Below are 24,347 nucleotides of genomic sequence, written 5' to 3' on the forward strand. Positions count from 1 at the left end.
TTCGATGGAAGACGATGCGGTTCGAACAGGCTCGGGCCCCCTCTCGGACGGCGGCGAGGCGATAGCCGTTACGGACGAGACCGAGGAAATCTCGCCCGACGAGGTGTGCGTTCTCATTCCGACGCTCAACGAGGCGGCGACGATCGCCGACGTGATCGAGGGCTTCGCCGAGCGGGGATACACGAACGTCCTCGTCGTCGACGGCGATTCGACCGACGATACCCGTGAGATCGCCCGCGACCACGGGGCGGAGGTACTGGTCCAGTCGGGCGACGGCAAGGGGCAAGCGGTCCGCGAGGCGCTCGAGTACGTCACCGTTCCGTACGTCTTGATGCTCGACGGCGACGGGACCTACGATCCGGCCGACGCCGACAGGATGCTCGAACCGCTCTCGCGGGGGTACGAACACGTGATCGGCAACCGATTCGCCGACATGGACGACGACGCGATGCGCGCGTTGAACGGCTTTGGCAACCGGATGATAAACCGCGCGTTCGGGTTCGTCCACGGGGCCAACTACGAGGACATCCTCTCGGGGTATCGGGCCTTTACCGTCGACTCGTTCAAACGGCTGTCCCTCGATTCGGACGGGTTCACCATCGAGACCGAACTGGCCGTCGAATGCGTCAAACACGGCGTCGAGACGACGGTCGTTCCGGTCAGTTACAGCGCTCGACCCGACGAATCCGAGACGAACCTGCACCCGGTCAAAGACGGCGGGACGATTCTCCTCGCTCTGTACTCGCTGGCCAAGACGAACAACCCCCTGTTCTACTTCGGCAGTCTCGGCGTTGCCGGCATCCTCTCGGGGAGCCTCATCGCGGTGTACGTCCTCTGGGAGTGGGTTCAGTACCACCAGAGCCACGAAGTCATGGCGCTCGCCTCGGCGGCTGCCATCCTGCTGGGCGTCCAGTTGCTCATGTTCGGCGTCCTCTCGGACATGCTCGTGACCTTACACCGCGAACAGCGCCGCCGCCTCGAGCGGATCGCTCGAGACGCGGACGACGAGTAAGGGAGACTGCGCTAGAACGGTAACAGCGAGCGAACCTGTGCGACGACGCCACTCGAGTGGCGCTGGCGGTGCTTTTCGAAGGGGCGATGGAGTGCGTTCAGCAACTCCTGCCGAGAGTCGAACCGCTCGGCCCGGACTTCGGCGAGCATCTCGCCCAGCGCCACGTCGTTTCCGTGGACGTCGTAGGGGATGCGTTCGTGACCGAGTTCGGCTCGGACGTCGTCTTTCGTGGCCGGAAAAGACAGATCCGCGTCCCTGAGGTGGGCGTCGACGGCAGCGATACCGAACTCGACGCTGTCGGGCTCCTCGTCGTCTCCGCTCGATGGTGGCCGGACTCCCATGCTATACCTCTCGCTATGGAGCCTGATACAAAAATGGCTGGGGAGACGATCGACCAGCCGCGACGGAACACGACGGTCGACCGAACCGGGTCGCGACACCCCGCCTATCGGACCCGTCTCGGCGATCCAGTCGTCGACACTCCTTTGGGGACCGGGACGGAGTATGGCGTATGACCGACTACACCACGGTGTCGATCCCGAAGGACCTCGCGGATCGGGTCGAGGAGACCATCGAGGGGACGAGTTTCCAGAGCACGAGCGACCTCGTCCGGTTCCTGTTGCGAAGCATCGTCATCCAACACCAGAAGGAAGGCGAACTCACCGAAGCCGAGTTCGAAGAGATCACCGAACAGCTCCGCGGACTCGGCTACCTCGAGTGAGGGAGGCGGCTCCACGCCCTGCTATCGACCGGCACGGTCCCACGGTCGGGACCTTCCGAGCGGAGCACGGTTTCGACTCGAGACGAGATCCGCTCGATTCAGTCCGTCAGCGACTGCCCCGGTGGTGAGGCGTCGACGATTTCGAGGGGCTGGCGCTTGCCGCTCCGGTCGAACGCGGCGAACGAGCCGTCGTCGACTTCCCACGGCGGGACGGCGACGAAGACGATTTCGGCGAGATCGTCCCGGCGTGTTACCTCGAGTTCGCCGACGGGGTGGGAGATGAACCGCCCCTGGGCCTGACGAGCGGGCGTCGAGAGGTCGACGCCGAAGACGGCGTTGACGGCGTTGCCAGGATCGGGGAGGAAGAAGTCGGTAAATACCGGCATCGCTTCGGGGAGGCCGTCCGCGCCCTCGAGTTCGCTGGCGGGCGTGATCGAAACGCCGGTCGTCACGTCGTTGGGATCGGCATCGCTGGCCAGGTCCAGTAGGACGTCGACGAGTGCACGGGTTACGTAGACCACAGCCCCTCCTTTGAGTGGCTGCTAGTTAGATGTATGCCCGATAGCGGTCGGGTTTCCGGTCGCGTCCGGTGGCCGATCAGACGGGAAGCAGGGCTCGGACCATCTCTCCGTACAGCCGTGGGGTTCGCTTGCGGGACCCGGCGAGTGCGTCCTCGAGCGGTCGCGCTGCAGCCGCCATGACACCGGGGCCGTGGGCGACGAGTACCCGTTCGGGAGCCACGTTGCGAAGCGCTTCCCGTGGTGGATTGAGCCGTAACATGGGGTGGACGCCGAGTTCCTCGTCGCCGGCCAGGAAGTAGTCGGCCGCTCCCACCGTTTCGGGGACGATGAGCGTTCCGTCAGCCGGGTTGTACAGTGCGACTTCCTGCCAGAAGCGGTTGTCGACCACGGGAAACGCCTGGAGTCCGGTATCGGCGAGTTCGTCGTCGAAGCGAGCGACCGGCGCGTCGAGTTCCTCGCTGACCCCCTCGAAGAACCGGGGGACGTAGACGGGAACGTCGTGGCGGTTCGCGATGGCGGCGGCGTCTCGTTTGTGCCGGTCGAGCATGACGACGACGCCGGCGACGTCGCCGAACTCCGCGAATAGCTCGTCGATCCCCGCGGCGTCGACGGGGTCGAACACCCAGACCTCGCCGTCGATTTCGAGGGCGTGACTGGCACGTTTCATCGTCTCCTCGGGATAGGCGATCCAGCCGACGCCGCCGTCGAACCGATCGATCTCCTCGAAACCGCTCGGCCGCTCGTCGACATGTGAGCTCATACCGAAGGTTACGTAACGTAACCCCATAAGCGTAAGTAAACGGTCCCTCGATGGCTTCCCGTTGTTTCGGGTCGGTAGGGAAGTGGATCGGTGGGACCGTGCCGGTCCTGACGGCGGCCGCTGCTCTCGGAACGACTGCAACTGTTACACACTGATCGCACGGCTATCGGGCGAGTCAGGTGTGCGGTGACGCGCAGTGGCTCCTCTCGTCCCCTCCCGACCTCGGCACTGATCGGTGGCGGACTACCGCTTTCGCACCGACTGCCGTCCAACAGTATATGCTCCTCCCCCGCGTACGTCCTCGCATGCTAACCGGGCTGGCCTGGCTGGCACTCGAGGCGAAATCCCTCGAGTCGGCACGTGAGTTCTATGCGGAGCGGCTGGGACTGACCGTCCGCGAGCGCGGGGATCGGGAACTGGTCTTTACAGCGGGCGATACCGATCTCGTGGTCCGCCGTCCCGACGGCCTCCCACGGGGCGGATTGCACACCCACTACGCGTTCTCGATTCCCGACGCCGAGTACGACGAGTGGTGGACCCGGCTCGACGACGACTACGACCTCGAGGAAGCGCAGTTTGGCCCCACGCGGTCGCTGTATCTGTACGATCCCGACGGCAACTGCGTCGAACTCGGTCAACAGGATGTCGCCGGTCCGGGGATCGATGGGCTCTTCGAGGTCGTCCTGGAGGTCGCGGCTCTCGAGCGTTCACGGGCCTTCTACGAGGACCTGGGGTTCGAACCCGTCGACGAAGGCCACGGCCGCAAACGCGTGCGACTGCAGGGTCCGATGGCGCTCGAGCTCTGGGAACCTCAACTGGGAATCGCCGACGCTCGCGGCGGCGTCCACGTCGATCTCGGGTTCGAGACGGCCGATCCGGAGGCGGCGCTCGCGGCGGTCGACGATCGAATCCGGTCGCTCGAGCGGGAGACGGACGAAGCAGTCGTCGTTCGCGATCCGGACGGTCACTTCGTGACGTTCGTCTCGACGTGAGAGCGGTGCCTTCGATATCGGTGCTGCCGTCGTGTCGTGGGGGTCTTAGAGTCGGTCCATACTCACGTCCACGCCCGGCGGCGTCACGAGCAGAAACCCACGGAAGTGGACGAGGCTGCCGCCCGCTTCCTTGAGATCCCGTGCGAACCCTGCAGCCAACTCGTTGACGTCCCCCTCGACGTTGAGGACGAGGACGTTTCCGTTCGAAACCGACTCGAGCCACTCGTCGTCGGGTGTCGTCCCATCGAGGACGCCGAGGACGATACTCCCCTCGAGGTCGAGTTCCTCGTCGATGTGGTCCTCGACAGCCCGGAGGTCGAGGTCGAAATCGCTCATACCCGGTGGGTCGAACCGGGGCGAGAAAAACGTTCGCCTCCGAACTTTTGCGCTGTCGTTCGGAAGACGCTACGCGTCTTCCGTGATGACGAAAGGCGCGGAGCGCCTTTCGAACCACGGGCGCGCCTTCGGCGCGCCCTCGGCAAAATCTCGAGAGAGCGCGAAGCGCTCTCTCGGACCTCGCGGGAGCGAAGCTCCCGCTTAGCTTCGATGAAAAGCCTGCGTCACCCCCTCAGCCGCGCCGGAGGCGCGGCTTCGAGAGTTCCTCGGCCCGCTCGCTCACTGCGTTCGCTCGCGGAGACGATCGGTCAGTCCATCGGGAACTCCTTCTGGAAGCCCCGAAACTCGGTGCGGTGGGCCTCCTCGTCGGCGAGGATCGTCACCGCGACGTCCTCCGTGACGGGGTCGTTGGCCTCGGTCGCGGCCTCGATCAGCGACCGGTAGGTCTCGACGGCGCTCTCCTCGGCCTCGAGGACGCCCTCGATCACCGACTGGACGTCGGTCGTGTCTTCGGGCGGCTGGAGGCTGTGCTGGTTGGCTTCGAACGACTCCGAGCCCGGCGGCGACTCGTCGAGTTGCTTCAGCCGTTCGCCGAGTATCTGGGCGTGCTCGAGTTCCTCCTGGATGTCCTCCTCGAGACTCGCCTTGACCTCTTCGGCGTGGATGCCGTCGAGGACGATCGCGTTGGTCAGGTAGTTCATTACGGTCTCGAGTTCGTCGATGTACGCTGCGGTCAGTAGATCGGTAATCTCGTCGGTCGTCATGCGCACCGTCCTATCACGACCGGGCATATAGTCCTCACACGCGCGCTCGTTTCGCGAACGCCGACAGGAGTTTCGGGGCTTCAGCTTGCGGCGACTCCGAAACCACGAGCCCGTCGGGGGAGGAGTTGTGATTCTCGAGCCTGACACCGTCCGACCGAGCGTTCGTGACCTCAATCGCCCGATATTTGGACGATCTACTGAAATCGGCTGCTATCGAAGATCATATCGACCGAACGTCCACCATCGAGCGCGCGCCAGCGCTCGAGCGAGGTCAGCGGGGGAAAACGGGCGGCAATTCGAGGTGAGCAGCCGTCGATTGGGCCAGTCGTCCGCCGATCACTAGAGAGTACTAGGAGAGGGGGATACCATAATAGGTCGTCGCTGTCTTGCGATTTTCGGAACACCACGAACGATAACAGCCTGTTGGCCGCCACCCAGCGCCAGTCACAGCGATAGTTTTATATATATCGTCGCACGTCGGGTTCAGATACAATGTCTTCACAAGACAGCCCATCCTCTGATACCAATCAGGGGGGTCGAGTTCTTCCAGGGCACGTTAGATTCCACTGACGAAATAGAGTCAGCACGTGTCTTCGATACGACCCTCCGGGACGGCGAGCAGTCACCCGGCACATCGTTTTCCTACGACGACAAACGGCAGATCGCGTCCATCCTGGACGAGATGGGAACCCACGTCATCGAGGCCGGGTTCCCCGTCAACTCGGACGCCGAGTTCGAGGCCGTTCGTGATATCGCTTCGGCAACCAGTTCGACGACCTGCGGGTTAGCCCGCGTCGTCGACAAGGACATCGAAGCGGCACTCGATTCCGGCGTCGAGATGGTGCATACGTTCGTGTCCACCAGCGACGTCCAGATCGAGGATTCGATGCACGCCACCCGGGAGGAAGTCGTACAGCGCGCAGTCGAGTCGGTCGAACGCATCAAAGACGCGGGCGTGACCTGCATGTTCTCGCCGATGGATGCGACCCGAACCGACGAGGAGTTCCTGATCGACGTGATCGAAGCGGTCACCGAAGCGGGAACCGACTGGATCAACATTCCCGACACCTGCGGCGTCGCCACGCCGACCCGATTCCGGGCCATGATCGAGAAGGTCTGTGCCCACACGGACGCACAGGTCGACGTCCACACCCACGACGACTTCGGGCTGGCCACCGCTAACGCCCTGGCCGGCATCGAAGCCGGCGCGGCCCAGGCACAGGTGTCGGTCAACTCGATCGGCGAACGCGCCGGCAACGCCGCCTACGAGGAGTACGTGATGGCCGTCGAGTCGCTCTACCAGACCGATACGGGGATCGACACGACACGCATCACCGAACTCTCGAACGTCGTCGAGGAGAAAAGCGGCATGGACACGCCGGGCAACAAGCCCGTCGTCGGTGCCAACGCCTTCTCCCACGAGAGCGGCATCCACGCCGCCGGCGTCATCGAGAACTCCGATACCTTCGAACCCGGCGTCATGACCCCCGAGATGGTCGGTGCACAACGCCGACTGGTCATGGGGAAACACACCGGGACCCACTCGGTCCGCGAACGGCTCGTCGAGTGTGGCTTTGCGCCCACCGACGAGCAGGTTCGAGCGGTCACCCGCCGCGTCAAAGACTACGGGGCCGAGAAGCGCCAGGTCACCGTCGACGACCTCGAGCGCTTCGCGACGGAGGCTGGCGTCGAACGCCAGCAGGACCACGAGGAGGTGCGCGCCTGAGGGATGTCCGCCCCGTTTGCCTCCGTTGGCGAGCCCCGGCTATCGCGGTCGAGCGATCGGGCTCGAGCGACTCGTAAGGATTATGATCCTCGACGGAACTACGTATACAGTAATGACGGTCCGCGCTCCCCTGTCGGCTCGCGTTCGCACGGTCGACACCAGCGCGTTCGCTTCGATTCGTATTGTAGGGGCTCTATAGCCCCATCTCTAGTACTTCGTAGCTTCGGACCCGACGGCGTATCGTTCTTCGAGCGATCACCACCCCACCAGATGACACCACACTACCGTACACCACTCGATCGCCAGCAACCGGCGGGAGATAACAGATGAGCGAACGCGCAGCAAAGGTCACGCCAGCGGACGACGAACAGGACGACGATCAGATCACTGACAGCGCCGCGCCCGATGCGGTCACCGAGGACGACGCGGCAGGTGACGACGCCGAATCGCCGGCCGAGCCGGTCACGACGGGTGCCGAATCCGTCGTTCGAGCCCTCGAGAACGCGGGCGTCGAGTACGCCTTCGGCGTCCAGGGCGGGGCGATCATGCCCGTCTACGACGCCCTCTACGATTCGGATATCCGTCACGTGACGATGGCCCACGAACAGGGCGCGGCCCACGCGGCCGACGCCTACGGCATCGTTTCCGGCGAGCCGGGCGTCTGCCTGGCGACGTCGGGGCCGGGTGCGACCAACCTGGTCACCGGCATCGCGGACGCCGATATGGACTCGGATCCGATGGTCGCGCTGACGGGACAGGTCCCGACGGAGTTCGTCGGCAACGACGCCTTCCAGGAGACCGACACCACCGGGGTCACGACGCCAGTCACGAAGGACAACACGTTCGCGAGCGATTCGGATCGCGTCGGCAGCGACGTCAGCGAGGCGTTCGCACTCGCCCGCGAGGGCCGACCGGGGCCGACTCTGGTCGACCTGCCGAAAGACGTCACGAACGGCGAGACCGACCGCGAGCCCGACGCCCCGACCGTTCCGGACACCTACCAGGTGCAAGAGCGGGCGGATTCGGAGATCGTCGACGCGGCGGCCGAGCGGATCGAGAACTGCGCTCGTCCGGTGATGTTGCTCGGCGGCGGCGTCATCAAGGGCGAGGCCAGCGAGGCCTGCCGCGAGTTCGCCATCGAACACGAGATTCCGGTCATCACCACGATGCCCGGCATCGGCGCGTTCCCCGAAGACCACGAACTGTCCCTCGAGATGGCGGGCATGCACGGCACCGGCTACGCGAACATGGCGGTCACCCACTGTGACACGCTGATCGGGATCGGGACCCGGTTCGACGACCGACTGACCGGTGGCATCGAGACCTTCGCGCCCGACGCGGAGGTCATCCACGTCGACATCGACCCCGCGGAGATCTCGAAGAACATCCACGCGGACTACCCGCTGGTCGGCGACGCCGAAACCGTCGTCGAGCAACTGAGCGAGGCGGTCGATTCCTCGCCGGAAGCGAAGAAGTGGCGCGCGCAGTGCCAGCAGTGGAAATCCGACTACTCGATGGCCTACGACGCGCCCGAGGACAAGCCGGTCCAGCCGGAGTTCGTCGTCGAGGCCTTAGACGAGGCCACGAGCGACCGGGCGATCGTTACCACCGGCGTCGGCCAACACCAGATGTGGGCCTGTCAGTACTGGACGTACACCGAGCCCCGGACCTGGGTCTCGAGTCACGGCCTCGGCGCGATGGGGTACGGACTGCCCTCGGCGATCGGCGCGCGGCTCGCGGCCGACGACGACCAAGAAGTCGTCTGCATCGACGGCGACGGCTCGTTCCTGATGACGCTGCAGGGCCTGTCGGTCGCCGTCCGCGAGGAGCTCGACATCACGGTCGCCGTGCTCAACAACGAGTACATCGGCATGGTCCGTCAGTGGCAAGACGCCTTCTTCGACGGGCGTCACTCCGCGTCGGACTACGGCTGGATGCCCGAGTTCGACAAACTCGCCGAGGCGTTTGGCGCGTGTGGCTTCCGAATCGACGACTACGACGACGTCGCCGAGACGATCGACGACGCCATCGCGTACGACGGCCCCTCGGTGATCGACGTCCACATCGATCCCGACGCCAACGTCTATCCGATGGTTCCAAGCGGCGGCGACAACGGCCAGTTCGCACTCACGGAGGACCAGCTATGAGCGCCGGACGAGCCGCGTCCGACTGCAATCGAAACCCCGAGACGACGTCGCCGTCTCGAGCGGTTCCCCACGCCGTGCAGCGACACACGAGGTGTTTCGCATGAAGAAAGGACTCGAAGGCCCGCCGCCGGCGGACCGACCGACGCCAGCCGGGCGACGCAACAAGCAAGGCATTCGTATCGATCCCGAGGTCGAAGCGACTCACGAGCCTCGCCGCACCGTCATCTCCGCGCTGGTCACGCACGAACCGGGCGTGCTCTCCGACGTCTCGGGGCTGTTCTCGAGACGGCAGTTCAACATCGAGAGCCTGACCGTCGGCCCCACGGAAGACGAGGATCACGCGCGGATCACGATCGTCGTCGAGGAGCCCGATCCTGGCATCGACCAGATCGAGAAACAGCTCCGCAAACTCGTGCCGGTGATCTCCGTGCGCGAACTCGAGCCCGACGCGATGCGCCGGGAGCTGGCGTTGATCAAGGTCGACGCCAGCCGGCCGGATCAGGTCGCTGCCGTCGCGGAGATGTACGGCGGAAAGACCGTCGACTCGAGTCCGGAGACCGCGACGATCGAAGTGACCGGCGCGCGCCAGAAGATCGAGGCCGCGATCGATACCTTCAGCCAGTTCGGCGTTCGGGAGATCTCCCGAACGGGGACGACGGCACTGGCCCGCGGTACCGATCGGACCGCAGCCAGTTCGACGGCACAGCCCGCCGACGAGGCGAACTACGAAGACCAATACACACACACTGCTAACGATGACTGACGAATTCACCACCGAGATTTATTACGACGACGACGCAGACGTATCGACGCTTGACAACGAGACCGTGGCCGTGCTCGGCTACGGGAGCCAGGGACACGCCCACGCGCTGAGCCTCGACGACAGCGGCGTCGACGTGGTCGTCGGCCTCCACGAGGGATCGTCCTCGCGCGATACCGCCGAAGCCGACGGTCTCACGGTTACGACGCCCGCCGACGCGGCCGCACAGGCCTCCTACGTCTCCGTGCTCATTCCCGATACGGTCCAGCCGGACGTCTACGAGAACGCCATCGAGCCGAACCTCGAGGCAGGCGACACGCTCCAGTTCGCTCACGGGCTGAACATCCACTACAACCAGATCGAGCCGCCCGAAGACGTCGACGTGACGATGATCGCTCCCAAGAGCCCGGGCCACCTCGTCCGCCGTAACTACGTCAACGGCGAGGGGACGCCCGGTCTGTTCGCGGTCTACCAGGATACGACCGGCGACGCGGCCGACCGCGCGCTGGCGTACGCGAAGGGAATCGGCTGTACCCGTGCCGGCGTCATCGAGACGACGTTCCAGGAGGAGGTCGAATCCGACATCTTCGGCGAGCAGGCCGTCCTCTGTGGCGGCGTCACCTCGCTGGTCAAACACGGCTTCGAGACGCTCGTCGACGCCGGCTACTCGCCGGAGATCGCCTACTTCGAGTGTCTCAACGAACTCAAGCTGATCGTCGACCTGATGTACGAGGGTGGCCACGCCGAGATGTGGGACTCCGTCTCCGACACCGCCGAATACGGCGGCCTGAGCCGTGGCGACCGCATCGTCGACGAGACCGTCCGCGAGAACATGGAAGAGGTCCTCGAGGAGGTCCAGAACGGCGAGTTCACGCGCGAGTGGATCCTCGAGAACCAGGCCGGTCGTCCGAGCTACAACCAGCTTCGGGAGGCCGAGAAGAACCACGAGATCGAGCAGGTCGGCGAACGACTGCGCGATCTGTTCGCCTGGGCCGAGACAGCGGAGAGCGAAGACGAGTCCGCCACGGTGCAGGCGGACGACTAACTACGGACCCGAACGACGATGAACGAAACCGACGACACGACAGAGACGATGGCCGACGTCAGCCACACGAATCCCTACACGGGACGAACGGCTGGCCAGCTGTTCAGCCGCGGGCCGACCGTCGCAGCGGACGGCGGCGAGCCGGACTCGGCTACAGCGGAGCCCGACGAGGCTGACGGGGCCGACGAACGGACGGAGCGACAAACGAAAATGCGCGACGTCGACCACACGCCGCCCAACAGTGCCGACGACGCGAACCGCGTCTTCGAACGCGGCGTCGAGCACGGTGACTCCGTAGAGGACGACGAATGAGCGAGGATACACTGTATGACAAGGTGTGGGATCGACACAAAGTAACCCGCCTGCCGACCGGACAGGACCAGCTGTTCGTCGGGCTCCACCTCATCCACGAGGTGACCAGCCCGCAGGCCTTCGGCATGCTCCGCGAGCGCGACCTCGAGGTCGCCTATCCGGAACTGACCCACGCGACGGTCGACCACATCGTCCCAACGGCTGACCAGTCCCGGCCCTACGAGGAGGACGCGGCCGAGGAGATGATGGCCGAACTCGAGGAAAACGTCCGCGAGGCCGGCATCGAGTTCTCGGATCCGACGACGGGCGATCAGGGGATCGTCCACGTCATCGGACCGGAGCAGGGGATCACCCAACCCGGCAAGACCATCGTCTGTGGCGACAGCCACACCTCGACGCACGGTGCCTTCGGCGCGCTCGCCTTCGGCATCGGGACCTCCCAGATCCGCGACGTGCTCGCGACGGGCACCGTCGCCATGGAGAAACAGAAGGTCCGCAAGATCCAGGTCGACGGCGAACTCGGCGACGGCGTCGAGGCCAAGGACGTGATCCTCGAGATCATCCGTCGCCTGGGCACCGAGGGCGGCGTCGGCTACGTCTACGAGTACGCCGGCGAAGCCATCGAGTCGCTGGGGATGGAAGGACGGATGTCGATCTGTAACATGTCCATCGAGGGCGGCGCTCGCGCGGGCTACGTCAACCCCGACGAGACCACCTACGAGTGGCTGAAAGAGACGGACTACTTCCAGGACAATCCCGAGAAGTTCGACGAACTCGAGCCCTACTGGGAGTCCATCCGCTCCGACGACGACGCCGAGTACGACGACGTCGTTCACATCGACGCGAACGAACTCGAGCCGGTCGTCACCTGGGGGACCACGCCCGGGCAGGGAGTCGGCATCTCCGATCCGATTCCGGAGCCGGAGTCGCTCCCCGCGGAGAAGCAAGACACCGCCCGGCGTGCGCAGGAACACATGCGCGTCGAACCCGGCGAGACGATGGAGGGCTACAATATCGACGTCGCCTTCCTTGGCTCCTGTACGAACGCCCGCCTGCCTGACCTGCGACGCGCCGCCCGGATCGTCGAGGGACGGGAGGTCGCCGACGACGTCCGCGCGATGGTCGTCCCCGGCAGCCAGCGCGTCCAGCGCGCTGCCGAGGAGGAAGGGCTCAAGGACACCTTCGAGGAGGCCGGCTTCGAGTGGCGCAACGCCGGCTGTTCGATGTGTCTGGGGATGAACGAGGACCAACTCGAGGGCGACGAGGCTTGTGCCTCCTCCTCGAACCGGAACTTCGTCGGCCGCCAGGGATCGAAGGACGGGCGAACCGTCCTGATGAACCCGCGGATGGTCGCCGCGGCGGCGATTACCGGCGAAGTCTCCGACGTGCGCGATCTGAAGGAGGTGAACCTCGCATGACGGATGAAGTCGAGATTCCGGAGGTCAACTACGTTTCCGGTTCGGGCGTCCCGATCCGGGGCAACGACATCGACACCGACCAGATCATCCCCGCGCGGTTCATGAAGGTCGTCACCTTCGACGGACTGGGCGAGTTCGCGTTCTTCGACCTGCGGTTCGACGACGACGACGACCAGAAAGAGCACCCGTTCAACGAGGACCGGTTTCAGGACTCCTCGGTGATGGTCGTCAACTCGAACTTCGGGTGTGGCTCCTCGCGCGAGCACGCGCCCCAGGCGCTGATGCGCTGGGGGATCGACGCGATCATCGGCGAGAGCTTCGCCGAAATCTTCGCGGGCAACTGTCTGGCCCTCGGGATTCCGACCGTGACCGCCGACAGCGAGACGATCGAGGACCTCCAGGAGTGGGTCGACGCGAACCCCGACGGCGACCTCGAGATCGACGTCGAGGCCGAAACAGTGACCTACGGCGATCGGACCATCGACGTCACCGTCGACGACGCCCAGCGCAAGGCCCTCGTCGACGGCGTCTGGGACACGACGGCGCTGATGAAGTCCAACGCCGGCGCAGTCCGAGAGACGGCTCGAGAGTTGCCCTACGTCGACGACGCGGCGATTCCCGACGCCGAGTAACGTAGCGATCGTCCGTCCCGTTTTTTCGAAAATCGATCCAACTGCGATTGGAGTGAGTTGCCCTCTCTTCGTCCTCGTTCTCCGGAGCCGAGCCTCCGGTACCGTCGCGTCGGTACGATCGACTCCGCCGTGGACTGAAGCCGTCGCCTGCTGGCGTCACTCCCCCCTCTTGTGGTCGCGGCAGCGGGCCACCGAAACCGCGAGGTATTTCGGCGATTGCCCCGATATCGTTTTGTATGTCTCGTTCCCTCGACGTGTCGCTTTTCTTGGTGCTCGCCGTGTTGTGGGGCTTTTCGTTTCCGGCCATCTCCGTCGGCCTCGAGTCCCTTCCGCCGTTGCTGTTCGCAGCCGTTCGGTACGACATCGCGGCGGTGATACTGTTGACCTACGCCGCGCTCCGGGTCGACGACTGGGTGCCCACCCGACGAAACGACCTGGTCGCGGTCGTGGGCGGTGGCGTGTTCCTGATCGGCGGCAACGGACTCCTGTTCATCGGCCAGCAGACCGTCCCGAGCGGGATCGCAGCGATCATTCAGGGGCTGGTCCCGATCGTCACTGCGCTGTGGGCGATCGTCCTGCTGGGCGAACGACTCTCCCCGCTCGGTGCCGTCGGCGCGGCGATCGGCTTCTTCGGCGTCGGCCTCGTCGTCCAGCCGGATCCGAGTAATCTCCTCGGGGGGGACGCCGCCGGCCGACTGCTCGTCGTCGGCCAGGTCTGTAGCGTCGCACTCGGCGGCGTCCTGATTCAGCGCGCCGGCCCGACCATCGAGCGGGCGTCGCTCGTCGGCTGGTCGATGTTCGTCGGCGGGATCGTCCTGCACACGGTCAGCTTCGGGGCTGGTGAGTTCCCGTCACCGGACGTCCTCGTCCCGACCGCGGTCGGCGCAGTGATCTATCTCGGGGTCTTCGCGACCGCGATCGCCTTTCTGATCTACTTCAGGGTCCTCGAGGAACACGGCGCGTTCGAGGCGGCGCTGATCGGCTATCTGGTCCCGATCGTCGCGACGATCGCTGGCGTCGTCTTGCTCGACGAGACGGTCGGGGCGATGACGATCGCTGGCTTCGGGCTGGTCGTCGTCGGGTTCGCACTGCTCAAACGGCGCTCGATCGCCGACGCGGTGGGGACCGCGACCGGCGTCGGCAGTCCGTAACCCATCACCTGCGTTCGCATGACGGTATCGATACCCTCTTTTCGCCCCCACATCGATGTTTGGGCATGACTCACGAAATCGCCGTTATTCCGGGCGACGGAATCGGACAGGAAGTAACACCCGCCGCCGTCGAGGTCCTCGAGTCGTTCCCGATCGACTTCGAGTTCGTCGAGGCCGAGGCCGGCGACGCGGTCCTCGCGGAGACGGGCGAGGCGCTGCCCCAGGAGACCTACGATCTGGCGGCGTCGGCCGACGCGACCCTGTTCGGCGCGGTCGGTGAGACTGCCGCCGACGTCATCCTGCCGCTTCGAACGGCGGTCGATTCGTTCGTCAATATCCGCCCCGCGAAGGCGTATCCGGGAGTCGACGCCGTGCGACCCGAGACGGACCTGGTCTTCCTCCGGGAGAACACCGAAGGCGTCTACTCGGGGCTCGAGGATCGACTGACACAGGACGTCTCGACGCTGACGCGCGTCGTCACGGAGTCGGCCTCGAAGCGACTCGCTGAATTCGCCTGCGACTACGTCGCCGGCGACGAACACGACGGTTTCTCGATCGTCCACAAGGCCAACGTCATGCGGGAGACGGACGGTCTCTTCCGTGATACGGTTCGCGACGTCGCCGAGGAGCAGGGCGTCGAGACGAACGAAGTGTTGATGGACGCCTTCGCGACGCGGGTCTGTCTCGACCCCGAACAGTTCGACGTCGTCGTCTGTCCCAACCTCGCGGGCGACGTGCTCTCGGATCTCGCGGCCGGACTCGTGGGCGGGCTGGGCCTGCTCCCCTCGGCGAACATCGGTCCCGAGCGCGCCGTGTTCGAACCCGTCCACGGCACCGCGCCCGACATCGCGGGTGAGGGGATCGCGAACCCCGCCGCGATGATCCTCTCGACCGCCATGTTGCTCGAGTATCTGGGCTACGAGGCGGAAAGCGAGGCCGTCAACGACGCCGTCGAGGCCACGCTCGAGGAGGGGCCACGCACGGCGGATCTGGGCGGCGACGCCTCGACGGACGACGTGACCGAAGCGATCATCGACCGACTCTCATAGACCGGACAGCAGTCGATACGAAGACGAGCGTCTTTACGTCGTTCCGTTCGGCAGTAGACGCGACGACGCGTGCGAGCGTCGTTTCCGCACGCATTTTCGGGAGACAGGATGGCCGTGTGAGTGAACTGCACTGACCATGGATCGCAACGACAGGGCCGTGACGGCATTTGCCATGCTCGGCCACGCCGTGTTCCACACCTACGAGCTGGTCATTCCGATCTTCGTCGTCAGTTGGCTCGAGGCGTTCTCGACGACGGCGGCGTTTCTCGGCGTCGTCGCCGCCTGCGCCGTGATCGCCGCCCTCCTCGGCGGGACGCTCCGCTCCCGCTCCGGACGGCGGGCCGGGGACGGCGTCACTGCGGACGATTGACCGAACGTCGGTCCGACCGAACGGCTCAGCGACCGAGTCTCGGCCCGAGAGTTATCAGGGGGGCCGTAGTACCCGCGGCCATGACTCGAGACGACACCCTCGCTGGGGTCGACTCGCGAACCGTCGACACTGATCGACTCGAGACACACGTCCTCGAGTCGGGGGGCAACGGTCGAGCCGACGGGGAGGACCGAACTATCGTTTTCCTCCACGGAAACGTCTCGTCCTCGCGGTTCTTCGAGGACGTACTGGCCGATCTCCCGGCTCATCACCGTGCGATCGCATCTGATCTTCGCGGGTACGGCGATTCGGAAACGAAACCGGTCGATGCGACGAACGGGCTCGGCGACTTCGCGGGGGACTTTCGAGCGCTCGTCGACGAACTCGCCCTCCCGAAACCGTTCGTTCTCGTCGGCTGGTCGAACGGCGGCGGGGTCGCGATGCGGTACGCGATCGATCATCCCGGAGCCGTCGCCGACCTCGTTCTCGTCAACCCGATCTCGCCGTACGGCTTCGGCGGCACGAACGATACGGAGGGAACGCCCTGCTTCGACGACTACGCCGGCTCCGGCGGGGGGATCGGCAACGACGGGTTCGTGGCGGGGCTGGCGACCCGCGATCGGAGCGAGGAGGGCCAGACCTCGCCGCGAAAGGTGTTGCGAACGTACTACGTCGACCCGACCCACGAGTTCGACGCCGACCGCGAGGAGTCGTACCTGACCGGAATGCTCGATACGGCCACCGGCGACGGGAACTATCCGGGCACCTCGAAACCGAGCGACAACTGGCCCGGCATCGCGCCGGGCGAAACCGGAGTGAACAACGCCATCTCGCCGAAGTACTGCGACCTCGAGGGGATCACCGAGATCGATCCCGACGAGAAACCGCCCGTCCTGTGGATCCGCGGCGATTCCGACCAGATCGTCTCGAACGCCTCCCTGTTCGATCTCGGGACGCTCGGTCGGATGGGGCAACTCCCGGAGTGGCCCGGCGAGGACGTCTTCCCGCCCCAACCGATGGTCGACCAGACCCGTGCCGTCCTCGAGATCTACGCCGATCGCGGCGGCGAGTTCGAGGAAGTCGTCTTCGGCAATACGGGGCATACACCGCATCTCGAGGTTCCGGGGGACTTCCGCGACCGGCTCGAGTCCGTGCTGGGCGGCTGAGGGGACGCGGTGTGGCCGCCGCGTTCAGTGGGACTTACGACCGCGCGTTTCGTGCCGGGGCCGCGTCGCCGTCCCGTTCTTCTTCCGCTTCGTCGGTCGCCCCCTCGCTGCGCATCGATCGCAGCGTCGACAGCCCGCGTTTTCGGGTCACCCCTTTCGAGATTCTGACGCCGTCGAACGTGCCCTCCCAGCGCTCGTCGCTCGCGCCGAGGTGGTCCATGTAGTACGCGAAGGCACCGAGCCACAGGAGGACGGCCGTGAGTGCGAGGAAGGTCACCGCCGAGACGATCGTCGACGGATCGAGCGCGCCGACCGCGATCCCGGCGACGACGTAGACGAACGCGGCGATCACCATGAGGACGGTGATCGTCGCGAACATGTCGTTGACGGCCGTCACCCGGGCGTTGTACTCGATCCACCGGCCGTAGCTGCGAAGCAGTCGCACCTCGAACCGGTCCGCGTCGGCTGTGGGGTCGCCGCGAGCCGTCGCGAGGGCGACCTCGACCGCATCGCCGTCGATACCCCCTCTGAGGTTCGACGCCGTGTACGTCACGCCGGCGAGTCCCGTCGACGCCAGCAGGAGGAGCGCACTGGTGATCGAAAAGAGGTTGATGAAGGGGCCGATGTCGAGGTCGGTCTGGACGACGATCGACCCACCCGTGACGACCAGCCCGATCAACAGGAGGTTCGCTTTCAGAATTTCGATGGCCTTCTCGTCTATTTCCTGCACCCGGGTTACCTGGGAGTCGAACGTCGACCGAAGCTCTTCGTGGGCCAACTCGAACGTCTCCCGGTCGAAGTCGCTCCGCTCGCTGGCCGCCGTCGACCCGTCCCCACGGGCCGAATCGTCCGTGACCTCCCGACCGCTCATGGGCCACCCTTTCCCGCCCCGACCGTAAATCTGCCGGCGTCGATCAGGCGATCTCGAGGGCGTCCCGGTCGGCTCCTGCCAGTTCGACGAGGGCGTCGGCCTCGAGCAGGTGACACTCGCCCGGCACGACGAGCAGATGCAGCGGATCGCCAAACTCTCGACCAGCGAGTTCGGACATCGTCCCCGCTTCGACGAGCGGCTCGGGACTGCCCGCGCGGGCGACGACGACGCCCACGAGGTCGGGATACTCCTCGGCGAGCAGTGTCGCACCCGTGTCGGCGGTCATGTACTCCTCTCGTTCTACCTTGATATCCAGATAGACGACCGTGTGCAGCCCGTCGGCCCGGTTGTCGTCGATCGTCTCCGTTACGCTCGCGGGGAGCCCATCGGCCCCGTGGGCGTAGGGAAACGGCAGCGTCGTCGCTTTTCCGAAGCGGTAGTTCTGTAGGCCGGTCAGCGCGCTGGTGGCCGTCTGGGCGGTGACCCCGTGGATCACTCGCGTCTCGATCCCGCGGTCGTGGGCCCGCAGGCGGAGGTCGACGTGAGTCGTCGAGATCATCGTGTCGCCCGCCGTCAGAAACGCGACGTCCTCGCTCTCGGCCGCCTCGAGCATCTCCTCCGGGTGTTGCTCGACGCCCGCGCGGTCCCGAACCTCGATCTCGGCGTCGTGATAGGACTCGAGGTCGTCGATTGTCGTTCCAATCAGTTCGCTGGTGTAGAACTCTGCGTAGACGCGGTCGGCCGCCCGAAGCGCCTCCCGTCCCTCGACGGTGATCGAGCGCTCGTCGTAGAGACCGAGGCCGATGAAGGTGAGCATAGGCGGTCGTACTGCCAGCACTCGGAATACCCTTTCGAGACGACTCACGGCCCCCGGCGTTCGGACTCGCTCGTTAGTCGTCCACGGTCGCGACTGCCTCGATCTCGACCAGGTGCTCGGGATCGATCGACCGCTGTCCCTCGACCATGCTACACGCTGGCCGAACGTCGGCGAAGAACTCGCCGACCGCTTCCCAGTCCTCGATGGGCGGTCGCTTCGGATCAGAAGCCGATGTGCGACGTCGATGCGGGGCCGTCGTCGTCGTTCTCGTCGTCCCCGTCGTCGATCCCGCCCGCGTGGGCGAACGTCAGGTCGTCGTCGGTCAGGTAGACGACGCCGTCATCGACGCTGATATCGACGGACGGCAAGGTCGTATCGGCAGCTTCACCGTTGTCACAGTAGCCCGAGCAGGCGTCGAACATCGAGCCGTGTTTCGGACAGATGAGTTGGCCGTCGCGCATCGCGACCCCACGTCCCGTATCGAACCGCTGGGCTTCGTGGGTACAACGATTGATCCACGCTTCGACGCCGTCGTCGGCCCCGGGCCGACTGTTCGTGGAACCGTGCTCGACACCGTCCTCGCAGGGGACGAGGATCGCTTCGTCGGGTTCGCCGTACTGATCCCGAACCGTAAACAGCCACGATCGATTCTCGTAGACCGTCTCGACGGTCGTGAGTCGCGTCCAGTCGCTCATCTCGGGCGAACGGTATGGGCGTCCAATAGAAAACGATCCCGGCGACACACAACGACGACCTGGCTCCGGTCGCTCACTCGCCCTCCATCTCCCGTGCCGCCTGGCGGATCAGGTCGTCGTCGACGTGCTCGAGCAGTCGTTTCTGCCCGCGCTCGGTCCGGCGCTCGATCTCGTCCGCGGAGAGATACGTCCCGAGCCTGCGGTCGATTTCCCGCTCGCGGAGCTCGGCGAGTCGCGCCGCCTCGAGGTCGTGATCGTCGGGCAATCGCTCGTCGAAGCGTTCGCCCAACTGCTCGCGGTCGCCGCGTTCGTCGTCGAGTTCCACCCTGCGACGCATCCAATCGTAGTAGTTGGCTATCGGGTCGGGGTAGCCCCGCGCTCGTCGGACGGCCTCGACGACGGTGATCCCCACTCGCGTGCCGCGTCCGGCCGCCATACTCGCCTGGTAGCCGGTTTCTCCGTACGGTGATGCGACGAAGAGCCCGTCGACAGGCGTGGTCCCGTCGCGCTCGGCGTAGCTCTTGTCGAAGTGCTCGCGTTCTTCGCCGTCGTACTCGAACGTCTCGAACATCGCCGTCTCGTCGTCGAGCCCGCGCATGTACTCGCCGTCGTAGCGCGTTGCCGCGATCACCCGACGAGCGGTGACCCGATCACCCTCCTGCGTACGAACGCGAAACCCCTGGTGATCCTCGCTGCGCTCGAGTGACTCGACGAGGTCGGTCACGATCTCACACCCCGCTTGCCCGGCGTGATCGTGTATCAGTCCATACAGCGTCTCGATGTCGATCCCCGCCGGGAAGCCGAGGTAGTTCTCGAGGTAGGCACAGCGCTGTATCGAGGAGCGCCCGCGGTCGAAGACGACCGTGTCCAGACCGTATCGGGCGGTGAAGACGCCGGCTGCACAGCCTGCGGGACCACCGCCGACCACGACGACGTCGTGATCGAACGCCGCCGCGTGGTTCATCTCCGGCGACGTCATCGCTCGAACGCTCCGGTGACGATATCTGCGACCCGCTGGCGGTCGAACAGCCGTTCGTCTCCGAACTCCTCGGGGTAGAGGTCACGAGCCGCTCGCTCGAGCTGGAAGAGGTGGATGATCGGCCCCTGGTAGGTCAGGCCGCCGTAGATGACGCGGTCGTTTTGGACCGCCCGCAGCTCGCTCGCGACCTCGTGGTTCCGGAGGTGTGAGACGATCTCGTCCTCGAAGTACGCCTGCGTGATCTCGCCTTGCATCCTGATCGCGATGGCGTCCGGATCGATCTCCAACAGCGTTTCGTAGTCGATGATGCCCCCGCCAGCCTGCGCGTCCGCGATGCCGTTCCGAGCCAGACTGTCTCCGACGTTCAGGTCGTTCCAGTGTTTGGACTGCGTCCCGGAGCCGATCAGGTACGGGTAGAACGATTCCGGCGGCACCTCGGCCGGGTAGAGAACGGCGATGTCGGGCGTTTCGTCCGGAATCCGCGCTCGAACGTCCGCGAGCACGTCGTCGTGATACTCGTTGAACGCCTCGTACCGTGCCTGCTCCTGGAACACGTCCGCGACCGTTTCGAACGCCTCGTACATCGTGTACGCCGTGTAGTCGTGCCAGTCGTAGACGCGAGAGAAGATCGTGTTGCCGACGAACGGCGCGACGGTCTCTCGGATCTCGTCGACGTCGGCCCGACTCCACTGGAGGCGGTTCACGATGAAGTTCGGGTCGATGAGGTGGACGTCGGCCTCGAGTTCGTAGAAGACCTCTTTGCCGGTGCCGTCCCGATAGAGTTCGACGAGGTCGTTCTCGTCGACGGAGACGCCCGGTAGCTCGTCGTAGACGTGCGATGCGAACCGAGCGTGGACGCCGACGGCTGCCAGTCCATCGCCCTGGCCGAGTGCGACGCCCATGTCCGCGTAATCGCCCGTGTAGGGGAACCACGTTTCGGGAACCTCGTCGAACTCGACGGTGCCCACGGGGTCCATCGTCACCGAGTACGATCCGTCCGTGTCCTCGGGTGATTCCGTTCCCGGGTTACCCGTACAGCCGGCGAGCAGTCCGCCGCCGAGTACGGTGCCGCCGTATTCCAGTGCATCTCTGCGCGTCGGTCCCGCAGTCGTGTCGTCGGTCTCTTTCATAGATCGCTCTCTCCATTACCGATGTCCGTCCTGTTGGTACTCGAACCGCCGTGTGGCCTCACGGAGGCGGAACGGTTGCCGCTCTTTCCATCCGGGCCGACCTGTGAGTCCGAACGCGTACCGGCTCGAGACGACTCTCCTCGGCTCTCGTCTGTCGTCTGGGTCGTGTCGTCCCACATCGATCAGAGCTATCGTCTGACCCTCACCGGGCGGTCGGCGGCGATGAACGGCTCTCCGTCCTCGTCGGCGAACACCAGCCTGCCACAGTCACTGCGACGGACGTGCCACGCCGGCAGGGTGGGAATGTCGTACTCTTCCGGCTCACGGAAGGCTCCTGCGATCACCCACTCTCGAGCGCGCATTCACCGTGCCCCCGTGATGATATCTGCGACCCGCTGGCGGTCGAACAGGTCGTTCTTACTGGTGACGTCGCCGAACGTGTCCGGGTAGAGTTGTTGCGCCCCGCGTTCGGTCAGGAAGAGATTGTGGATCGGTCCCTGACGGAGATAGCCGCCCCGGTAGACACGGCCGTTCCTGACGGCTGTCAGTTCACTGGCGATGGGGTGGTCTCGCATGTACTCGAGGACCGTTTCGCGGAACGCCGACGCTGACTTGTGTTCGTGCCCGCGAACGAGGAGGACGTCGGGATCGATCTCGAGGAGGGTCTCGTAATCGAGTTCGCTGCGGTTCTCGGTGCTGAGATTCTCGATGCCGGTCCCGGTGAGCGCGTCCGCAACGCCGAGGTCGTTCCACTGCTTTTTGCTCGTTCCCGTATCATTGAGTCGGTAGGGCGAGAACGTTTCCGGTTCGTCCGTTCCTTCGTACGTCAGGAGGACGTTCGGGCGTTCGTCCGCGGGCGGAATTCGCGACTGAACGTCGGCGATAAGCTCGTCGTGGAGTCGTTTGAGGGCCTCGAACCGCTCTTTCTCCTGAAACAGTGCCGCCATCTTTTCGAACGCCTGGTACAGCGTGTAGTACCGGTACTCGTGCCAGCTGTCGGACTGTCTGAAAATCATGTTCCCGACGAACGGGCCGACGGCTTCGCTGAGCTCCTCGATATCGGATTGGTCCCAATCGAACCAGTTGCGTAGCATTCCAGTGTCGATGACGTGGACGTCGTTGTCCATCTCGTAGAACAGTTCTTTGTCCATCTCCGCCTCGACCAAGTCGTTCGTCGCGATCCGCTCGCGATCGACGCTCACTCCCGGGAGTTCGTCATAGACGTCGGTATAGTACTCACTGGCCTGACCGATGCCGGTCATTCCGTCTGCCTGCCCCAGTGCAACGCCCATATCGGCGTAATCCCCGCCGTACGGAACCCATCTCGTCGGGACGGATTCGAACGTCACCTCGCCCATCGGCTCCATCGTCACCGAGTGCGAGCCGTTCTTGGATGGTTCGGTCTGTTCGCTCTGGCCAACGAGGTCCGAACAGCCTGCGAGGGAAACGCCGGCCACGAGCGTCCCGCCGTATTTTAGTGCGTCTCTGCGCGTCGGTACCACGGTCGTGCTATTGGTTTCGTCGTTCATGCGTTGCTGTCTCCAGTGATGATATCGGCAACCGCTTGTCGGTCGAACAACTGTTCGTCCGCGGGAATCTCGGGATACGGGCCCTCGGTGTAGGTCGGCCACTCGCCGAAGTGCTCGGGATAGAGCTGTTTGGCCGTCATCTCGAGTTGGAACAGGTTCAGGATCGGTCCCTGATACCGCGCCCCCTGGGCGTAGATTCCATCGGCTTCGACCGCGGAGAGGTGCTGTCCGACGGCGTGGGTCCGTAACCCTTCTCGGATCCCGGGCATCTCCGTTTCTGGGTGCATTCCGCCCAGTACGAAGATGACGTCCGGATCCGCCTCGAGCAGCATCTCCATGTCGACTGCGTCACCGGAGGAAACCTCGTCACCGAAAGCATCGGTCGGCGCGAGCGGACGGACGTGTGCGGTCAGGAAGCCGGGCGTATCAACAGTGTAGACGTACGGGTTCTCGACGTCGCTGAACCCAGCCAGCACCGCAGTCGGACGGTCGCGTTCCGGGGGGAGGTTTTCTTCGATCGTCTCCAGCAGGTTCGTGTGGATCGTCGAGAGCGCCTCGTACCGCGACTCCTCTCGGAATACTGTTGCGACCTTCTCGAAGATCTCCCAAAGGGTGTAATACTGGTAGCGGTCGATCCAGTCGGCTGGCGGCTGGTCGCGTCTGTCGCTGAATTTGTTACCGAACCACGGAGAGATGCGCTCTCGTACCTCCTCGATGTCTTCCCCATCCCAGCTATCGAGGGCGTCCACGCTCGCCGGGTCGGTGAGGTGAATATCGCTGTCGAGTTGGTAGAGCGTCTCCTTGTCCGGCTCCCAGGACGAGTACAACCCCCTCCAGTCCACCGTGACACCGGGTAGTCGGTCGGTGAATTGGGCCCACAATCGATCGTAGTACTCGGGCGCGTGCATCGCGTTCACGTCGTCCCCGCGTCCGAGGGCGAACGCCATCCCCGCCAGGTGGGTCAGTCGCGTGAATATGCTCACTGGCGGTGAGTCGAACTCGACGGCTCCCATCGGGGCCATTGTGACCGAATACGAACCGCCGCTGGACGGTCCCGTGGTCTCGTCTCCTTTTCCCTGACCGGCCAGATCCGAACATCCCGAGAGGGTGACACCGGTTGTGAGCGTCATGCCGTATTTCAGTGCATCTCTGCGCGTCGGTGGCCCGCGTCTCGTTTCGCCTCCCATTACGTTTTAGGCCCACCTAAAAAATAATAAACCCTCTGATTTAGGATGGCCTAAAATATTGGCTCGCCATCGACCACTTCACGAGAGTACGGGTCGATGATCTCGACAGCTGTGCGCTCTACAGTGTGGCAGACGGGCCCTGCGCCGCGAGCACCTCCTCGTGGTGTTTCGCTCGACGATCCGTCCGTCTGCCAGCGAACCGATCGCATCGATATTTCTGACAGTTCACATGCGCTGGGCAAGCACCGGCGTCGGCC

At 64.8% G+C, this 24,347-nt stretch carries 27 protein-coding genes and 1 pseudogene; 14 read left to right on the top strand and 14 right to left on the bottom strand.

What is annotated here, in order from left to right; translation table 11 throughout:
• Positions 1-4: 4 nt before the first annotated feature.
• Positions 5-1,012 carry an S-layer glycoprotein N-glycosyltransferase AglJ gene (aglJ, locus tag J0X27_RS11690; RefSeq protein ID WP_207269361.1) on the top strand — a complete coding sequence of 336 codons (1,008 nt, stop codon included), beginning with the start codon at positions 5-7 and terminating at the stop codon, positions 1,010-1,012.
• An 11-nt stretch (positions 1,013-1,023) separates the two neighbouring features.
• Here the strand turns inward: aglJ and J0X27_RS11695 are convergent, their stop codons facing one another.
• Positions 1,024-1,353 carry a DUF5789 family protein gene (locus tag J0X27_RS11695; RefSeq protein WP_207269362.1) on the bottom strand — a complete coding sequence of 110 codons (330 nt, stop codon included), beginning with the start codon at positions 1,351-1,353 and terminating at the stop codon, positions 1,024-1,026.
• Positions 1,354-1,523: 170 nt separating this feature from the next.
• On the opposite strand from J0X27_RS11695, the gene J0X27_RS11700 reads away from it, so the two are divergent.
• Positions 1,524-1,733 (top strand): ribbon-helix-helix domain-containing protein, encoded by a 210-nt coding sequence (locus tag J0X27_RS11700; RefSeq protein WP_076143843.1) that lies wholly within the window; start codon positions 1,524-1,526, stop codon positions 1,731-1,733.
• Positions 1,734-1,831: 98 nt separating this feature from the next.
• Here J0X27_RS11700 and J0X27_RS11705 read toward each other — a convergent pair whose 3' ends face one another.
• Both J0X27_RS11705 and J0X27_RS11710 read right to left on the bottom strand, forming a co-directional pair.
• A complete protein-coding gene (locus J0X27_RS11705) occupies positions 1,832-2,254 on the bottom strand; it encodes a JAB/MPN domain protein-containing protein (protein WP_207269363.1) in 423 nt (140 codons plus the stop codon).
• A 76-nt stretch (positions 2,255-2,330) separates the two neighbouring features.
• Positions 2,331-3,014, bottom strand: coding sequence for a hypothetical protein (locus J0X27_RS11710; RefSeq protein ID WP_207269364.1), 684 nt, complete (start codon positions 3,012-3,014; stop codon positions 2,331-2,333).
• A 305-nt stretch (positions 3,015-3,319) separates the two neighbouring features.
• On the opposite strand from J0X27_RS11710, the gene J0X27_RS11715 reads away from it, so the two are divergent.
• Positions 3,320-4,006, top strand: coding sequence for a VOC family protein (locus J0X27_RS11715; protein ID WP_207269366.1), 687 nt, complete (start codon positions 3,320-3,322; stop codon positions 4,004-4,006).
• Between the two features lie 45 nt (positions 4,007-4,051).
• Here J0X27_RS11715 and J0X27_RS11720 read toward each other — a convergent pair whose 3' ends face one another.
• Both J0X27_RS11720 and J0X27_RS11725 read right to left on the bottom strand, forming a co-directional pair.
• Positions 4,052-4,342 (bottom strand): DUF5779 family protein, encoded by a 291-nt coding sequence (locus J0X27_RS11720; RefSeq protein WP_097380474.1) that lies wholly within the window; start codon positions 4,340-4,342, stop codon positions 4,052-4,054.
• Positions 4,343-4,650: 308 nt separating this feature from the next.
• Positions 4,651-5,106, bottom strand: a complete 456-nt coding sequence (locus J0X27_RS11725; RefSeq protein ID WP_097380473.1) for a ferritin-like domain-containing protein — start codon at positions 5,104-5,106, stop codon at positions 4,651-4,653.
• A 487-nt stretch (positions 5,107-5,593) separates the two neighbouring features.
• Between J0X27_RS11725 and J0X27_RS11730 the strand changes: the two genes are divergently transcribed.
• From J0X27_RS11730 to J0X27_RS11780, 11 genes are all read left to right on the top strand, one after another.
• Positions 5,594-6,832: a LeuA family protein gene (locus J0X27_RS11730; protein WP_425491971.1), complete on the top strand. Its 1,239-nt coding sequence runs from the start codon at positions 5,594-5,596 to the stop codon at positions 6,830-6,832.
• A 326-nt stretch (positions 6,833-7,158) separates the two neighbouring features.
• Positions 7,159-8,979 carry a biosynthetic-type acetolactate synthase large subunit gene (gene ilvB, locus J0X27_RS11735; RefSeq protein ID WP_207269367.1) on the top strand — a complete coding sequence of 607 codons (1,821 nt, stop codon included), beginning with the start codon at positions 7,159-7,161 and terminating at the stop codon, positions 8,977-8,979.
• Between the two features lie 100 nt (positions 8,980-9,079).
• On the top strand, positions 9,080-9,742 hold the full coding sequence (gene ilvN, locus J0X27_RS11740; RefSeq protein ID WP_207269368.1) for an acetolactate synthase small subunit: 663 nt from the start codon (positions 9,080-9,082) through the stop codon (positions 9,740-9,742).
• A complete protein-coding gene (gene ilvC / locus J0X27_RS11745) occupies positions 9,735-10,784 on the top strand; it encodes a ketol-acid reductoisomerase (protein WP_207269369.1) in 1,050 nt (349 codons plus the stop codon). The genes ilvN and ilvC overlap by 8 nt, the downstream gene beginning before the upstream one ends.
• Positions 10,785-10,802: 18 nt before the next feature.
• Positions 10,803-11,096 (top strand): DUF7989 family protein, encoded by a 294-nt coding sequence (locus J0X27_RS11750; RefSeq protein WP_207269370.1) that lies wholly within the window; start codon positions 10,803-10,805, stop codon positions 11,094-11,096.
• Entirely contained in the window at positions 11,093-12,514 is a 1,422-nt protein-coding gene (gene leuC, locus J0X27_RS11755; protein WP_207269371.1) for a 3-isopropylmalate dehydratase large subunit, read from the top strand. The genes J0X27_RS11750 and leuC overlap by 4 nt, the downstream gene beginning before the upstream one ends.
• On the top strand, positions 12,511-13,146 hold the full coding sequence (gene leuD, locus J0X27_RS11760; protein WP_207269372.1) for a 3-isopropylmalate dehydratase small subunit: 636 nt from the start codon (positions 12,511-12,513) through the stop codon (positions 13,144-13,146). Before leuC ends, leuD begins: the two co-directional genes overlap by 4 nt.
• Before the next feature lie 236 nt (positions 13,147-13,382).
• Entirely contained in the window at positions 13,383-14,297 is a 915-nt protein-coding gene (locus J0X27_RS11765) for a DMT family transporter (protein ID WP_207269374.1), read from the top strand.
• Positions 14,298-14,362: 65 nt separating this feature from the next.
• A complete protein-coding gene (locus J0X27_RS11770; protein ID WP_207269376.1) occupies positions 14,363-15,346 on the top strand; it encodes an isocitrate/isopropylmalate dehydrogenase family protein in 984 nt (327 codons plus the stop codon).
• A gap of 136 nt (positions 15,347-15,482) precedes the next feature.
• Positions 15,483-15,716: a hypothetical protein gene (locus J0X27_RS11775; protein WP_425491907.1), complete on the top strand. Its 234-nt coding sequence runs from the start codon at positions 15,483-15,485 to the stop codon at positions 15,714-15,716.
• Positions 15,717-15,796: 80 nt separating this feature from the next.
• Positions 15,797-16,882, top strand: coding sequence for an alpha/beta fold hydrolase (locus J0X27_RS11780; protein ID WP_207269377.1), 1,086 nt, complete (start codon positions 15,797-15,799; stop codon positions 16,880-16,882).
• Positions 16,883-16,916: 34 nt separating this feature from the next.
• Here J0X27_RS11780 and J0X27_RS11785 read toward each other — a convergent pair whose 3' ends face one another.
• The 9 genes and pseudogenes from J0X27_RS11785 to J0X27_RS11820 all read right to left on the bottom strand — a co-directional run bounded on the left by J0X27_RS11785 (position 16,917) and on the right by J0X27_RS11820 (position 24,090).
• The gene (locus J0X27_RS11785) at positions 16,917-17,753 is read right to left on the bottom strand and encodes a hypothetical protein (protein ID WP_207269379.1); all 837 of its coding nucleotides are present in this window, start codon (positions 17,751-17,753) and stop codon (positions 16,917-16,919) included.
• 43 nt (positions 17,754-17,796) lie between these two features.
• Positions 17,797-18,570, bottom strand: a complete 774-nt coding sequence (gene dph5 / locus J0X27_RS11790) for a diphthine synthase (protein ID WP_207269381.1) — start codon at positions 18,568-18,570, stop codon at positions 17,797-17,799.
• Positions 18,571-18,643: 73 nt separating this feature from the next.
• Positions 18,644-18,775: pseudogene (locus J0X27_RS17930) on the bottom strand (RidA family protein); the annotation flags it as partial.
• Positions 18,776-18,791: 16 nt separating this feature from the next.
• Positions 18,792-19,265: a Rieske (2Fe-2S) protein gene (locus tag J0X27_RS11795; protein ID WP_207269387.1), complete on the bottom strand. Its 474-nt coding sequence runs from the start codon at positions 19,263-19,265 to the stop codon at positions 18,792-18,794.
• 73 nt (positions 19,266-19,338) lie between these two features.
• On the bottom strand, positions 19,339-20,244 hold the full coding sequence (locus tag J0X27_RS11800) for an FAD-dependent oxidoreductase (RefSeq protein ID WP_207269388.1): 906 nt from the start codon (positions 20,242-20,244) through the stop codon (positions 19,339-19,341).
• Positions 20,241-21,374, bottom strand: a complete 1,134-nt coding sequence (locus J0X27_RS11805; protein WP_207269389.1) for an ABC transporter substrate-binding protein — start codon at positions 21,372-21,374, stop codon at positions 20,241-20,243. The genes J0X27_RS11800 and J0X27_RS11805 overlap by 4 nt, the downstream gene beginning before the upstream one ends.
• Before the next feature lie 188 nt (positions 21,375-21,562).
• Positions 21,563-21,736 carry a hypothetical protein gene (locus J0X27_RS11810; RefSeq protein ID WP_207269390.1) on the bottom strand — a complete coding sequence of 58 codons (174 nt, stop codon included), beginning with the start codon at positions 21,734-21,736 and terminating at the stop codon, positions 21,563-21,565.
• A complete protein-coding gene (locus J0X27_RS11815) occupies positions 21,737-22,903 on the bottom strand; it encodes an ABC transporter substrate-binding protein (RefSeq protein ID WP_207269391.1) in 1,167 nt (388 codons plus the stop codon).
• Positions 22,900-24,090 carry an ABC transporter substrate-binding protein gene (locus J0X27_RS11820; RefSeq protein WP_224214583.1) on the bottom strand — a complete coding sequence of 397 codons (1,191 nt, stop codon included), beginning with the start codon at positions 24,088-24,090 and terminating at the stop codon, positions 22,900-22,902. Before J0X27_RS11820 ends, J0X27_RS11815 begins: the two co-directional genes overlap by 4 nt.
• Positions 24,091-24,347: the final 257 nt, after the last annotated feature.

The organism is Natrinema longum, from assembly GCF_017352095.1.
In the GTDB taxonomy this organism is placed as follows: domain Archaea; phylum Halobacteriota; class Halobacteria; order Halobacteriales; family Natrialbaceae; genus Natrinema; species Natrinema longum.

Bases quoted from the DNA above. Each gene is read 5' to 3' on its own strand.
- aglJ (WP_207269361.1), top strand. From the start codon at position 5: ATGGAAGACGATGCGGTTCGAACAGGCTCGGGCCCCCTCTCGGACGGC.
- J0X27_RS11695 (WP_207269362.1), bottom strand. From the start codon at position 1,353: ATGGGAGTCCGGCCACCATCGAGCGGAGACGACGAGGAGCCCGACAGC.
- J0X27_RS11700 (WP_076143843.1), top strand. From the start codon at position 1,524: ATGACCGACTACACCACGGTGTCGATCCCGAAGGACCTCGCGGATCGG.
- J0X27_RS11710 (WP_207269364.1), bottom strand. From the start codon at position 3,014: ATGAGCTCACATGTCGACGAGCGGCCGAGCGGTTTCGAGGAGATCGAT.
- J0X27_RS11715 (WP_207269366.1), top strand. From the start codon at position 3,320: ATGCTAACCGGGCTGGCCTGGCTGGCACTCGAGGCGAAATCCCTCGAG.
- J0X27_RS11720 (WP_097380474.1), bottom strand. From the start codon at position 4,342: ATGAGCGATTTCGACCTCGACCTCCGGGCTGTCGAGGACCACATCGAC.
- J0X27_RS11725 (WP_097380473.1), bottom strand. From the start codon at position 5,106: ATGACGACCGACGAGATTACCGATCTACTGACCGCAGCGTACATCGAC.
- ilvB (WP_207269367.1), top strand. From the start codon at position 7,159: ATGAGCGAACGCGCAGCAAAGGTCACGCCAGCGGACGACGAACAGGAC.
- ilvN (WP_207269368.1), top strand. From the start codon at position 9,080: ATGAAGAAAGGACTCGAAGGCCCGCCGCCGGCGGACCGACCGACGCCA.
- ilvC (WP_207269369.1), top strand. From the start codon at position 9,735: ATGACTGACGAATTCACCACCGAGATTTATTACGACGACGACGCAGAC.
- J0X27_RS11750 (WP_207269370.1), top strand. From the start codon at position 10,803: ATGAACGAAACCGACGACACGACAGAGACGATGGCCGACGTCAGCCAC.
- leuC (WP_207269371.1), top strand. From the start codon at position 11,093: ATGAGCGAGGATACACTGTATGACAAGGTGTGGGATCGACACAAAGTA.
- leuD (WP_207269372.1), top strand. From the start codon at position 12,511: ATGACGGATGAAGTCGAGATTCCGGAGGTCAACTACGTTTCCGGTTCG.
- J0X27_RS11765 (WP_207269374.1), top strand. From the start codon at position 13,383: ATGTCTCGTTCCCTCGACGTGTCGCTTTTCTTGGTGCTCGCCGTGTTG.
- J0X27_RS11770 (WP_207269376.1), top strand. From the start codon at position 14,363: ATGACTCACGAAATCGCCGTTATTCCGGGCGACGGAATCGGACAGGAA.
- J0X27_RS11775 (WP_425491907.1), top strand. From the start codon at position 15,483: ATGGATCGCAACGACAGGGCCGTGACGGCATTTGCCATGCTCGGCCAC.
- J0X27_RS11780 (WP_207269377.1), top strand. From the start codon at position 15,797: ATGACTCGAGACGACACCCTCGCTGGGGTCGACTCGCGAACCGTCGAC.
- J0X27_RS11785 (WP_207269379.1), bottom strand. From the start codon at position 17,753: ATGAGCGGTCGGGAGGTCACGGACGATTCGGCCCGTGGGGACGGGTCG.
- dph5 (WP_207269381.1), bottom strand. From the start codon at position 18,570: ATGCTCACCTTCATCGGCCTCGGTCTCTACGACGAGCGCTCGATCACC.
- J0X27_RS11795 (WP_207269387.1), bottom strand. From the start codon at position 19,265: ATGAGCGACTGGACGCGACTCACGACCGTCGAGACGGTCTACGAGAAT.
- J0X27_RS11800 (WP_207269388.1), bottom strand. From the start codon at position 20,244: ATGACGTCGCCGGAGATGAACCACGCGGCGGCGTTCGATCACGACGTC.
- J0X27_RS11805 (WP_207269389.1), bottom strand. From the start codon at position 21,374: ATGAAAGAGACCGACGACACGACTGCGGGACCGACGCGCAGAGATGCA.
- J0X27_RS11810 (WP_207269390.1), bottom strand. From the start codon at position 21,736: ATGCGCGCTCGAGAGTGGGTGATCGCAGGAGCCTTCCGTGAGCCGGAA.
- J0X27_RS11815 (WP_207269391.1), bottom strand. From the start codon at position 22,903: ATGAACGACGAAACCAATAGCACGACCGTGGTACCGACGCGCAGAGAC.
- J0X27_RS11820 (WP_224214583.1), bottom strand. From the start codon at position 24,090: ATGGGAGGCGAAACGAGACGCGGGCCACCGACGCGCAGAGATGCACTG.